The sequence below is a fragment of the Colwellia asteriadis genome, assembly GCF_039523295.1.
Classification (GTDB): Bacteria; Pseudomonadota; Gammaproteobacteria; order Enterobacterales; family Alteromonadaceae; genus Colwellia; species Colwellia asteriadis.
On record NZ_BAAAFA010000003.1, the window covers coordinates 140,507 to 153,777 of the forward strand.

The window sequence follows — 13,271 nt, forward strand, 5'->3', positions numbered from 1 at the left end:
TTAAGGTTTATGTTGAAGGAAAGTACTCGAACTTATCGCAGCACTTTCTCTGAATTTTTAATTTATGTTGAATAAGCCGCAAGCCACTGCGCAATGCGCTGATCAAAGTGCTGAATATCATCACTATTAGCTAACTCTAATGCCGTTAATGGTGCGCGCAGTGTGTTATGGCTAATAACGCCTTGTTGGTGCATTAACACTTTCACGGGAATAGGATTTGCCACAGCAAACAATGCGTCTACCGCATTTTGCCATAGCGGGAAAAGTGTTTGACATTGCGTTGCTGTTTTAGAAAGGCAGCACTCAACATATTTTTTGGTGGCTTCAGGCCATGCATTGGCGCAAACAGACACTAAGCCTTTAACACCACCGGAAACAAGGTACGGCACCATAGCATCTTCACCACTATAAAGATCAATTTCAGGACAATGCTGACGGTAAGCTAAAAACTTATTAATATCGCCGCTAGCTTCTTTCATTGCCCAACAATTTTGGTGGTTTTGAATTTGTTGTAAGGTTTCAACGGGAATATCAACACCACTCCGTGAAGGGACGTTGTATAGCATGCACGGGAATTTGGCCGCATCTAATAAGGCACTAAACCATTGTGTTTGACCTACAGGTCCTGGTTTTGCGTATATCGGCGTGGCAAGCAAATAGGCATCAATAGGTAGGCTATTACATTGTGCTAACCACTGTAATTGCTCAGATAAATTAGAGCCACCAACAGCCACCATAAGCGGTGTATCCAGCGCTAAACCACAAATAAAGTCAACAATCGAGAATTGCTCTTCAGCTGTTAGCGCCAACCCTTCGCCTGTACTACCAAGTAATAAAATACCATTACCTGCAGCAGCTTGATGCTGAGCAATTTCACGCAAACTTATAAAGTCGACGCTGCCATTCTGATTAAAAGGGGTAACTAAAGCTGTCCAAAGCGCACAGTGTTGTACGGCCTTATTAGTTTGAACATCTGAAGAATGAATTGAAGTCATTACTCTCGAACTCTTGTTTAGCCATGTTTATTGTACACAGCAGTGATAGTTCGGAGAGTTCTTGGCAATTACAAAGAAGAGCAACAATACAATGAATGTATTTAGGCACTTATGCAAAGGCCAGAAGCTCTCCACTTATATAACTATAAAATAGTTACTAGTGACAATTGTTGGGATTCAGCCCAAACAACCGATAGCTAACTCATCAAAAAGCTCGCTATCTCGGCGTTAATCCCCCTCATTACTATTATTGGAGTTTGATCTCCATATTCTGAGTTACCTCAAAATACCGCAATAGTAATTACCTGGTTAACGCTCCTCTTCTGGCCCCTTTGGTTTAATAGCCAAACTATTAAACCTGAATTAGGGACGGCGCTATTTAAGCATTTTTTAAAATGACATTCAATAAAAGACTACTGCGGTGCTATTCCAATTTTGTAAATTATCGTAGAATAGTAATAACGCTTCTTTTATTTTATCTGTGCCAGTTATCTATGTCTCTTAGCAACCCTAGCCAAGTCTTATTACGTAATAGTGAATTACTCACTTCAGCAACGCCTTTATTAATTAACTTACCTGAAGATGGCTTTATTGATGAATTAATAACGCTAAATGAGAGTGCTAAGGTAAGTTGCTACAATACTAATTTTATTGATCATCAAGCCTTGACTCATAAGCACGGTAGTCGTATTCATAATAACTTTACTTGTGTTTATGAAAGTGAGCTACAACACGATTTAGTGATTATTGCTTTCCCTAAAAGCAAAGCCGAACTCAATTTCACTTTAGCGATGATCGCTCCTTTTTTAACAGCCGAGACAAAAATACTGATTGTTGGTGAGAAAAAAGGCGGAATTCAATCAACTCCTAAACTAACTGCAAACTTTTTAGAACATTGTCAAAAAGTTGATTCCGCACGCCATTGCTTTTTATTTGCAGGATTAATGAATGAAAATAAAAGATCTGTTCCTTTTAAATTAGAGAGCTGGTACAAGCACTATGCTATAACAGTGGACGGGATTGAATTAGCGATTGCCTCACTGCCTGGAGTATTCAGCCAAGAAAAACTTGATAGTGGCACAGCATTACTTCTTAGTAACTTACCCAAAGAATTAGCAGGTAAAATACTCGACTTTGGTTGTGGTGCTGGAGTAATAAGTTGCTTTATTGCTAAAAAATATTCGAATGTTGAGCTATCCTTATTAGACGTTAGTGCATTAGCGCTTGCTTCGGCAGAAAAAACACTAGCATTAAACAACATAAACGCGACTGTGTTCCCTTCAAATAGCTTATCTGAAGTTACCAACACATATCAGCATATTGTTTCAAATCCACCTTTTCATCAAGGGGTTAATACAAATTATCAAGCAACAGAAACCTTTTTATCAGGTATTCATAAAAATCTAAAAAAGAAAGGAAGTATTACCATAGTCGCGAATAGTTTCTTACGTTACCAACCTATTATGGAACAATACATTGGCTGTACAAGTGTCATCACTAAAGCACAAGGTTTTACTATTTATCATGCATCTAAACGTTAAAGTAACAGCATCATAAGATTCAATTAATTCATCTCTCAGGAATAATGTTAAGTATGCCAAACTCAGTGAAAACAAAATCGTTTCGTAGTTTATTGTTGAAAAGTACTTTAGGGCTAACTATAACGTTAGCTGGATTAACGGCATTATTACTGTTATTAAAAATTAATACTCAACAACGCAATGAAATAGAAAGTAACACTTGGTTGTGGGCAAGCATTTTAGCAGACAAAAGTCGCCCTTTTTTAGAAGATGACCCAACAAAAACTAATATTGCTCTAAAAAAAGAGTTAACAGAACTCAGTAAAAACATTACGTTAATTAATCGCATACATATCTACGATTTAAACGACAACAGTGTATCTTTTTTTACAAGCTATAATAAAAACAACAGTTTTCCTGCGATTAAAGACAAAATAAATGAAATTGATGAACTCACTACCATTCGCTATCATGAACAATATCTAGAGCTTGTTGTTGAAATTAAAAGTAGTCAAAAAACCGTTGGTTATGTTTACCTTCAAACTAGCTTAACTAAAAAGAATGATTTTTTTAGTAGCTTATTGCTACTTGGACTCTTTTTACTTATTAGCGCTATTAGTATCGCGGTATTAACTGCCCTGTGGTTATACAAAAAAACCTGCACTCCCCTTGATGGTATTACTGAACTCATTGATAACATCTCTCAGAAAAAGCGTTATGACAATCGAGCTAAAAAACAAGAGTATAAAGAATTTGATATTTTAGCTCGCTATATCAACATTTTATTAACCGTTACAGAAAAACATATCTATAAATTAGAAGATGATCACCACTATGCGTTATCACAAAACAATGAACTTAAAAGTCGTGTAGAATCACGCACTAGCGCACTAAAAGACTCAAACCAAGAGTTACTTTCTACCTTAGAGAAGCTACATCAATACCAAGGTCAACTCGTCGAAAGTGAAAAGATGGCTTCATTAGGAGATATGGTTGCAGGCATTGCACACGAAATTAATACCCCTATCGGGTTAGGAGTAACTGCTTCAAGTTTACTAGCCGATAACCTAAATAATATAAAAGAGCGTTTTGATAATAAAACATTAAAATCAAGTGAGTTAAAGCGCTTCCTTAACGACGGCGAAGAGAATATTGCTATTATTTTTCGTAATCTTGAACGTGCGGCTAACTTAATTTCGAGCTTTAAGAAAGTTGCAGTTGACCAATCTAGTGCTGAAAGCAGAACCTTTGATGTCCATGGTCTTATTGATGAGGTGTTACTCACACTATCTGCAAAAATAAAGTCAGCACAAGTCACCGTAATAATAGATTGCCCTGAAAACCTCACTATTACGAGTAAACCAGGGCCGCTCAATCAAATACTCATTAACCTTATTTTAAATTCAATTCATCATGCATTTGACGGTATAACCACAAGAGAAGTATCCATTAAAATTCAAAGTTTAAGTGACCAACTAAATATTCACTATCATGATAATGGTGTTGGTATAGATGAAAGCATTAAGAATAAAATATTCGATCCCTTTACAACCACTAAACGTGGCAGCGGCGGCAGCGGTTTAGGAATGCATTTAGTTTATAATTTAGTCACTCAAGCACTTATTGGACATATAAGCATGCACAGTGAACCTCAGCAAGGGGTCGATTTTGATATAACATTCCCGATTGAGCGTACAATAGTACAATAAAATAGTAACTAATCAGCCAATCTAATTGTTTTTTAAGCATGACTTGGCTAACATAGTTAAATAATTGTTAATTGTTTTATATAGTATTTAATTAATTAACCTATTCTTCATAATTATTAGGTCACATTACCAATGGAAATATATCAAATTCTTGTCGTTGAAGATGAAGACGTTACACGTTTTAATTTACGCAATTTATTTGAAGCAGAAGGATACACAGTACACGAAGCCACTGATGGCAATAGCATGACAGAAATGCTTCAGCAACATGACATCAACTTAGTTATTATGGATATTAACCTCCCCGGTAAAAACGGTTTATTGCTCGCCAGAGAGTTGACTAACAACAAAGAGTTAGGGTTAATATTTTTAACAGGCCGTGATAGCGACATTGATAAAATACTCGGTTTAGAAATTGGCGCTGATGATTACTTAACTAAGCCTTTTAATCCTCGAGAGCTTACGATTAGAGCCCGTAATATATTAAATCGCATTGGTCAGAATAAAACAGAAGTACCTGAACAAACGATCCTTAAGTTTAACCAATGGTCTCTTGATAGTAACTCAAGACAAATGACAAGCCCTGACGGCGACACCATTGCAATACCACGTGGTGAATATAGAGCGTTAAGCTTACTAATTAGCAACGCAGGAAAAATTGTCACTCGCCAAGAGTTAATCAAAGAGATGACAGGTAGAGAGTTACGTTCTAATGACAGAACAGTAGATGTAACAATAAGACGATTACGTAAACACTTTGAAAGCTGCTCAAGTACACCTGAGCTTATTAATACAATTCATGGTGAGGGATATCGCTTCATCGGTACACTTGAAGCTTAAAATGTATTAACAGTATTCCTGTGTAATCAAAAAGCTAGACTAATTATCTAGCTTTTTTAGTTTTAGCTCACATCAACAAGTTGTGATGTAAATAATAAACGTTAATCTAACGCTGAGAGCCAAGACTTAAAAACTTTCATATCGGCATTATTCTGTTGCGTAAGCTCGGCTAATAACTTTTCTTTTTCTACGCTATCTGCCGTGATTTTCTCTAACGTGACTAAGCGGCTGTGTAATCTAACTAAACCAACACTCGCTGCTGCTCCTTTCATTTTATGACAGCTCTCTTGCCATAAAGATTCTGAATTTTGGGTGACAGCATTATTAATATCAGCCAAATAAATAGTTGTTTGTTGACGATATAACGCATACATTTTTTCTAGCATCTCTTTACCTAAGGTATCGAAATAGCCTTGAAGTAATTCTATATTAAGTGTTTCAGATACTTGCTTGGTACTCACGTAATAACTCACAAATTAATATAATAATAAAAAGAGTGTAACATAACCCTCACTTAATATGAGTAAACTTGCATTGTATGATTATTTGCCTGTTTATAACATCAGTAGGATTACCACAGCTTATTGCTAACACGAATAATCAGCCCAGAAAAGGGTGATTTTCCATTATTATTTCGCCATATTGACATTATTTTGTATATTTTTTACCACTGTGCTTACAACAATAATGATTACCATTAAAAAATAAGCTAGAATGTGCGCCCTTAGTTCTACTCATTGCATTCCTTAGTTACTTACATAGTGCAATAGTTAATAATCATATTTAGTTTTAAAGTGGAGTCGTAATGCCGACATCAATGCCTGATATTGCCAACCATACAACAGCCCAAACCGAAGGTACGTTAGACTGGGTAGGTATGAGCAACATTGAAATGCCTATTATGGTGGCCTCAAAAGGCGAAAGTGAGCGCATGGTTTCAGCTCATATCGATGCTTTTGTGAATTTAAATGATGCACAAGCGAAAGGTATTCATATGTCGCGCTTGTACTTACTTATTGATGAGTTATCAACGAGCAGCGTATTAAATTACCAAACATTAGTCGCCTTACTCGATGGTTTTATTAATAGCCACCAAGAGCTCAGCGATGAAGCCAAGGTAGTCTTTAATTTTGAGTACCACCTACGCAGAAAGTCATTAATAAGCGGTAAAGAAGGCTGGAAAGGCTACCCGGTAACCCTAACCGGCTCATTAAAGCAAGGGAAGTTAGCGATAGAACTTTCAATTGAAGTACCTTACTCTTCAACTTGCCCTTGTTCTGCGGCATTAGCTAGACAACTTATTCAGCAAGCATTCCAAGATAAATTTGCTAGTCAACAAGATTTAGCACTTAACGATGTACATGAATGGTTAGGCACTACCGAGGGAGTCGTTGCAACACCGCATTCACAACGCTCAGTGGCTGAAATCAAAGTAAAACTTAATAACAGCATTGATGACTTTCCTATCACTGAATTAGTTGACTTAATTGAAGGCTCACTAAAAACCCCCGTTCAGGCTGCTGTAAAGCGTGAAGATGAACAAGAGTTTGCTCGCCTAAATGGTCAAAACTTAATGTTTTGTGAAGATGCTGCACGTCGTTTACAACATACTATGAATCAAGCAGTACACTTTGATGATTTCTGGTTACGTATAAACCACCTTGAATCTCTGCACGCTCATGATGCGGTTAGCGTCACCACAAAAGGTATTCCTGGCGGGTATCAACCATAAAAACAATTAGTTTTTCGTAAAAAGCCAAGCGCGTTATGCCTTGGCTTTTTTATTGTCTAAAATTTATCCTTCTAAAAGTTTTTCTTATTTACTTTTAAACAAAGTTACTTAATACTCAAGATCATTTCAACGGTGAGTAGCCATTAATATTTGTGATTACCCCTACCCAGCATAATTTGAATAAATATTTAATATTCACTAATCCCATAATCCATCTAAAATGTAATAAAGTTTCATCATTTTTTCTATTAAAGATCATAAAAAACACCCTAAAACACAAAAAACCATAAATAACAAAAACTTATAAAAAATCACTTGTTTTCAGTATTTACAAAAAGAAACAAAGATGAAAATTAATTACGAGCAAAAGCTCTATTTTGATTGACCTTTGCTATATAACTGGTTAATGTTGAAAGTTCCACTTACTTTAAAAGAGGTTTATTTATGCATTTTTTCCATGCATTTATTCTTCTTTTATCCGTCCTGAGAGTAAGTCGAACTTATTTAGGAGAAAAGAATGCAGCTTTATGATCATAGCGTCCAAAAAGACAACTGTGGCTTCGGACTTATTGCCCATCAACATGGGGAAACCAGCCACAAATTAATTAAGACCGCTATTTCCGCTTTGGATCGTATGCAACATCGTGGCGGTATCGCCAGCGATGGTAAAACAGGTGATGGTTGTGGTTTATTGTTACAAAAGCCGGATAGCTTTTTTCGTGCAGTAGCCGCTGATAATAATTGGAAGTTGGGTAAGAAATATGCCGTAGGTATGATTTTCTTAAACCCTGATCCTGTCGAAGCTGCATTATCTAAAAAGGTATTGGAAGAAGAGCTAGCTAACGAGAGTTTAACTTTAGTAGGGTGGCGTACAGTACCTATTGATACTTCAGTACTTGGTGAAATTGCTACAGGTAATTTACCAACAATTGAGCAAGTATTTGTTGATGCTCCTCCGGGATGGCGTAATCGCGACTTAGAGCGCCGCTTATATATGGCTCGTCGCCGTGCTGAAAAACGCATAACCGACGACAGATTTTATGTTGCCAGTCTTTCTTGTTTAGTAACTATCTATAAAGGCCTAATGATGCCTGTAGACTTACCAAACTTTTATTTAGACTTAGCCGATATTCGTATGCAAAGTGCTATTTGCGTATTCCATCAGCGTTTCTCTACAAATACCTCGCCACAATGGCATTTAGCACAACCATTCCGCTATTTAGCGCATAATGGTGAAATCAATACTATTAATGGTAACCGTCAATGGAGTCGTGCGCGTACCTATCGCTTTAAATCGCCTTTGTTACCTGATTTACAAGATGCTGCACCATTTGTTGGGCAAACTGGTTCAGATTCATCGTCACTTGATAACATGCTTGAGCTATTTTTAGCTGGCGGCATGGATTTATATCGTGCGATGCGTTTATTGATGCCACCAGCGTGGCAAAACAGTCCGTTAATGGACGATGACTTACGTGCCTTCTACGAATTTAACTCAATGCACATGGAACCATGGGACGGCCCTGCAGGGGTTGTTATGACCAATGGTCGTCATGTTGCCTGTAACCTTGACCGTAATGGTTTACGCCCTGCCCGTTATGTTATTACCCGTAACGGCTTTATCACCTTAGCCTCTGAAGTAGGAATTTGGGATTACGGCGAAGATGAAGTAGTAGAAAAAGGCCGTGTTGGCCCTGGCGAAATGTTAGCGATAGATACCTATACTGGTAAACTATTTAGCTCAAACCAAATTGATAACGATTTAAAAGAACGTCATCCGTACCGTGAGTGGCTTGATAAAAACATTCGCCGCTTAGTACCCTTTGACCAGTTAGAAGCGAACAAAATTGGCGCATGTGTTTTTTCTGATCAAGAAATGGCGCAATACCATAAAATGTTTAATTACAGCTACGAAGAAATTCAGCAAGTCATTAAAACATTGGCTGAAAATGGCCAAGAAGCTACAGGTTCAATGGGTGATGATACACCTATGGCCGTATTATCTAGCCAAACACGTACCTTGTATGACTATTTCCGTCAACAGTTTGCGCAAGTAACTAACCCGCCAATTGATCCATTACGTGAACGCTACGTTATGTCATTAGGCACTTGTATTGGTCGTGAGCATAACGTATTTAATGAAACATCAGGCCATGCCGATCGTATGTTGTTCTCAACGCCAATATTAATGTATACCGGCTTAAAGCAATTACGTGAGTTAGACCCTGAGCATTACCGCTCTGATACTATTCCGCTACACTATACAGCCGAAGAAGGGCTTGAAGCAGCTATTATACGCTTATGTGACCAAGCAGAAAGTTTAGTACGTGATCAAAGCACTGTTATCTTAATTTTATCTGATAGAAACATCGCACCGGGCTTATTAGTAGTTCCTGCAGCAATGGCTGTTGGCGCAATTCAAAAGCGTTTAGTTGATCAACAACTGCGTTGTGATTCAAATATTATTGTTGAAACAGCGTCGGTTCGTGATTCACATCAGTTTGCAGTATTACTTGGTTTAGGCGCAACAGCAATTTACCCTTACTTAGCTTTTGAAACCGTTGAGCAATTGGTTGCTCAAGGTCAAATAAAACTAAGCGCACGCGATGCTATTGTTAACTACCGTGAAGGTATTAACAAAGGCTTATTAAAAATACTCTCTAAAATGGGTATTTCAACTATTGCCAGTTACCGCTGTGCCGGTTTATTTGAAGTTATCGGCTTAAATGAAGACATTATGTCGCTTTGTTTTAGCGACTTACCAAGTCGTATTAAAGGTGCTGACTTTAGTGATATTCAACAAGATGGCGTTAACTCTGCTCGCAAAGCATTTTTACCACATCAAAAAATGAGTCACGGCGGCTTATTAAAATATGTTCATGGTGGGGAGTATCACGCCTTTAACCCGAACGTAGTTAATTACTTACAACGTGCGGTACAAAATGGTGACTACAACGATTACCGTAAATTTGCGGATGAAGTTGATCAGCGCCCTATCGCGATGATTCGTGACTTATTAACATTCAAAGATGATTGTACGCCAATTAGCATTGACCAAGTTGAAGCTGAAAATGATATGTTCAAGCGCTTTGACAGTGCTGCTATGTCTATTGGTGCGTTAAGCCCTGAGGCACATGAAGCGTTGGCTATTGCGATGAACCGTTTAGGTGGTAGCTCAAACTCAGGTGAAGGTGGTGAAGATGAACGCCGTTTTGGTACAGTGAAAAATTCACGTATCAAACAAATTGCTTCTGGCCGTTTTGGTGTAACACCACATTATCTTGTTAATGCTGATGTACTGCAAATTAAAGTAGCACAAGGCGCTAAGCCAGGTGAAGGTGGTCAATTACCAGGTGATAAAGTATCGCCTTTAATTGCTAAACTTCGCTACTCAGTACCAGGTGTCACCCTTATTTCGCCACCGCCACATCACGATATTTATTCAATTGAAGATTTAGCGCAGCTAATTTTTGACTTAAAACAAGTGAACCCAAAAGCCGTTGTATCAGTTAAATTAGTATCTGGCCCTGGCGTAGGAACTATCGCTGCTGGTGTTGCTAAAGCATACGCTGACTTTATTACTATTTCAGGTTATGACGGTGGTACTGCGGCAAGCCCATTAACATCAGTTAAGTATGCTGGTTGTCCTTGGGAGCTAGGTTTAGCTGAGGCACAGCAAGCTCTAGTGACTAACGGTTTACGCCACAAAGTACGCTTACAAGTTGATGGCGGTTTAAAAACCGGTGTTGATATTGTTAAAGCGGCTATTTTAGGTGCTGAAAGCTTTGGTTTTGGTACTGCACCAATGGTGGCACTAGGCTGTAAATTCTTACGAATTTGTCACTTAAATAACTGTGCAACAGGTGTAGCAACACAAGATGAAGTATTGCGTGAGCAATTCTTTAAAGGCTTGCCTGATCAAGTAATGAATTACTTCAAATTTATTGCCCGTGATGTTCGTGAAATATTGGCACGTTTAGGGGTTGCTAGCTTAACTGACTTAATTGGCCGTACTGATTTATTAGTACAAATTGACGGTATTAGTTCAAAGCAGCAAAAACTTGATTTATCTCCAATTATTGCTCCTGTAGTGGCGGGTCCAAATACAGCCCTTTACCAAACCGAAGAGAACACCGCGTTTGATGAAGGTAAGTTGAACCAAAAAATACTAGCTGCAGCAACTGATGCAGTAGCTCATAGCAGTGGTGGCGAATACCGCTTTACCATTCAAAATACTGACCGTTCAGTCGGTGCTGCCTTATCAGGTGAAATTGCTCGTCAACATGGCGATCAAGGCATGGCAGCCTCACCAATTACCTTGCACTTAACAGGTACTGCAGGTCAAAGTTTTGGTGTTTGGAATGCTGGTGGCTTACATATGATATTAACGGGTGACAGTAACGATTATGTCGGTAAAGGCATGACCGGTGGTAAGTTAACCATTAAGCCTCCGGTAGGTGTTGATTATCAAAGTAACAAAACCATGATTATGGGTAACACCTGTTTATATGGTGCAACTGGCGGTAAGCTTTATGGCTGTGGCCGTGCTGGTGAGCGCTTTGCAGTTCGTAACTCAGGTGCGCACGCGGTTATTGAAGGCACTGGCGACCATGCTTGTGAGTACATGACCGGCGGTATCGTAACTGTTTTAGGTAACATTGGCGTTAACTTTGGTGCGGGTATGACAGGTGGTTTCGCTTACGTGTTAGATGAAGCAGGCGACCTTGATGTACGTATGAATAAAGAATCAATTGAAATGTTAACTATGGGTGATTTAGCTATCCATCAAGAACATTTACGCGGCATTATTAATCAGCATTTTGAAGAAACAGGCAGCTTACGCGCTCAAGAAATTCTTCATGATTTTGATAAATTCGCGCCATTATTTAAATTAATTAAACCTACGGCAACTGATGTAAAAACCTTACTAGGTCATCGCAGTCGTTCAAGTGCTGAATTACGCGTACAAGCGCAATAATCACATTGATAAATAGGTTAGAGAGAGGAATTAAATAATGAGTAAAAATGTTTATCAATTTATTGATGTAAAACGTATCGATCCAGCTAAAAAATCAATCGCGGATCGTAAAATTAACTTTGTTGAAATATACCAACCACTTGGTAATGAACAAAGTGCGGGCCAAGCCGATCGCTGTCTAGACTGTGGTAACCCTTATTGTGAATGGAAGTGTCCTGTACATAACTACATTCCACAATGGCTTGAGTTAGTCACTGAAGACCGTATTTTTGAGGCGGCTGACTTATGTCATGAAACTAACAGTTTACCTGAAATGTGTGGCCGCGTGTGCCCACAAGATAGATTATGTGAATCAGCATGTACGTTAAATGATGAATTTGGCGCAGTGACTATCGGTAATATTGAAAAGTACATTACCGATACCGCAATTGAACAAGGTTGGAAGCCTGATTTATCGCACGTAATTAAAACAGGTAAGCGTGTTGCTGTTATTGGTGCTGGTCCTGCTGGCTTAGCTTGTGCCGACGTATTAACCCGTAATGGTGTCGATGCAGTGGTTTTTGACAAACACGCGCAAATTGGTGGTTTATTAACGTTTGGTATTCCTTCTTTCAAACTAGAAAAAGAAGTAATTCAAACCCGTCGTGAAATTCTGGAAGGAATGGGAATTGAGTTTCGTTTAAATACTGAAGTAGGTAAAGATATTAGCTTTAGTGATATTAGCGACGAGTTTGATGCTGTTTTCCTAGCATTAGGTACCTACACTGATATGACAGGCGGTTTTGAACATGAAGGCGCTGCAGGTGTTTACAATGCGTTAGACTTCTTAATTGGCAATACTCAGAAATTAATGGGCATTACCGAAAAAGAAAGCAATCACGTTAAACCTTACGTTGAATTTAGCGGCAAGAAAGTGATTGTACTAGGTGGTGGTGATACCGCAATGGATTGTGTTCGTACTTCAATTAGACAAGGCGCTACCGAAGTGACTTGTGCTTATCGTCGTGACGAAGCTAACATGCCAGGCTCACCGCGTGAAGTACAAAACGCGAAAGAAGAAGGTGTTAACTTTGAGTTTAACATTCAACCATTAGATATTGCGGTTAATGACGAAGGCGTAGCTATTGGCGTTAAATTTGTTAAAACCCAGCTTGGCGCACCTGATGCAAATGGTAGACGTAACCCTGAGCCAATTGAAGGCTCTGAATTTGTTATGGAAGCTGACGCTGTTGTTATCGCTTTTGGCTTCTTACCAAGCCCACCAAAGTGGATGGTAGATGCTGGTGTTGAGTTAGACTCTCGTGGTCGTGTTATTGCGGTTGATAACTCTGAATTTGCCTTACAAACTACTAAGCAAAATGTATTTGCCGGTGGTGATATGGTACTTGGCTCTGATTTAGTGGTTACCGCCATTGATCAAGGTCGTAAAGCGGCTATTGGCATATTAGACTTTGTAACAACTAACTAGTTAGTTGTTAGCATTGAAACTAAAAAAGG

General features: G+C 38.6%; 8 protein-coding genes and 1 riboswitch. Of the genes, 6 read left to right on the plus strand and 2 right to left on the minus strand.

The window, feature by feature from the left end:
* Nucleotides 1–62: 62 nt before the first annotated feature.
* Nucleotides 63–995: a 4-hydroxy-tetrahydrodipicolinate synthase gene (gene dapA / locus ABD005_RS05430; protein ID WP_343815905.1), complete on the minus strand. Its 933-nt coding sequence runs from the start codon at nt 993–995 to the stop codon at nt 63–65.
* A 116-nt stretch (nt 996–1,111) separates the two neighbouring features.
* Nucleotides 1,112–1,326: riboswitch (Lysine riboswitch) on the minus strand.
* 163 nt (nt 1,327–1,489) lie between these two features.
* On the opposite strand from dapA, the gene ABD005_RS05435 reads away from it, so the two are divergent.
* From ABD005_RS05435 to arcA, 3 genes are all read left to right on the plus strand, one after another.
* Entirely contained in the window at nt 1,490–2,536 is a 1,047-nt protein-coding gene (locus ABD005_RS05435) for a methyltransferase (RefSeq protein WP_343815908.1), read from the plus strand.
* 53 nt (nt 2,537–2,589) lie between these two features.
* The gene (locus tag ABD005_RS05440) at nt 2,590–4,224 is read left to right on the plus strand and encodes a sensor histidine kinase (RefSeq protein WP_343815911.1); all 1,635 of its coding nucleotides are present in this window, start codon (nt 2,590–2,592) and stop codon (nt 4,222–4,224) included.
* 132 nt (nt 4,225–4,356) lie between these two features.
* Nucleotides 4,357–5,064: a two-component system response regulator ArcA gene (gene arcA / locus ABD005_RS05445; protein WP_215980785.1), complete on the plus strand. Its 708-nt coding sequence runs from the start codon at nt 4,357–4,359 to the stop codon at nt 5,062–5,064.
* Nucleotides 5,065–5,165: 101 nt separating this feature from the next.
* On the opposite strand, the gene ABD005_RS05450 is transcribed toward arcA, so the two are convergent.
* On the minus strand, nt 5,166–5,525 hold the full coding sequence (locus tag ABD005_RS05450; RefSeq protein WP_343815915.1) for an Hpt domain-containing protein: 360 nt from the start codon (nt 5,523–5,525) through the stop codon (nt 5,166–5,168).
* A gap of 344 nt (nt 5,526–5,869) precedes the next feature.
* On the opposite strand from ABD005_RS05450, the gene folE2 reads away from it, so the two are divergent.
* The 3 genes from folE2 (at nt 5,870) to ABD005_RS05465 (ending at nt 13,242) form a co-directional block, all read left to right on the plus strand.
* A complete protein-coding gene (folE2, locus tag ABD005_RS05455) occupies nt 5,870–6,796 on the plus strand; it encodes a GTP cyclohydrolase FolE2 (protein ID WP_215980783.1) in 927 nt (308 codons plus the stop codon).
* Nucleotides 6,797–7,313: 517 nt separating this feature from the next.
* Nucleotides 7,314–11,774, plus strand: coding sequence for a glutamate synthase large subunit (gene gltB / locus ABD005_RS05460; protein ID WP_215980782.1), 4,461 nt, complete (start codon nt 7,314–7,316; stop codon nt 11,772–11,774).
* 37 nt (nt 11,775–11,811) lie between these two features.
* Nucleotides 11,812–13,242, plus strand: coding sequence for an FAD-dependent oxidoreductase (locus ABD005_RS05465; RefSeq protein WP_215980781.1), 1,431 nt, complete (start codon nt 11,812–11,814; stop codon nt 13,240–13,242).
* Nucleotides 13,243–13,271 lie beyond the last annotated feature (29 nt).

Excerpts from the sequence above, each read along its gene's own strand:
- dapA (WP_343815905.1), bottom strand. The coding sequence starts at position 995 with ATGACTTCAATTCATTCTTCAGATGTTCAAACTAATAAGGCCGTACAA.
- ABD005_RS05435 (WP_343815908.1), top strand. The coding sequence starts at position 1,490 with ATGTCTCTTAGCAACCCTAGCCAAGTCTTATTACGTAATAGTGAATTA.
- ABD005_RS05440 (WP_343815911.1), top strand. The coding sequence starts at position 2,590 with ATGCCAAACTCAGTGAAAACAAAATCGTTTCGTAGTTTATTGTTGAAA.
- arcA (WP_215980785.1), top strand. The coding sequence starts at position 4,357 with ATGGAAATATATCAAATTCTTGTCGTTGAAGATGAAGACGTTACACGT.
- folE2 (WP_215980783.1), top strand. The coding sequence starts at position 5,870 with ATGCCGACATCAATGCCTGATATTGCCAACCATACAACAGCCCAAACC.
- gltB (WP_215980782.1), top strand. The coding sequence starts at position 7,314 with ATGCAGCTTTATGATCATAGCGTCCAAAAAGACAACTGTGGCTTCGGA.
- ABD005_RS05465 (WP_215980781.1), top strand. The coding sequence starts at position 11,812 with ATGAGTAAAAATGTTTATCAATTTATTGATGTAAAACGTATCGATCCA.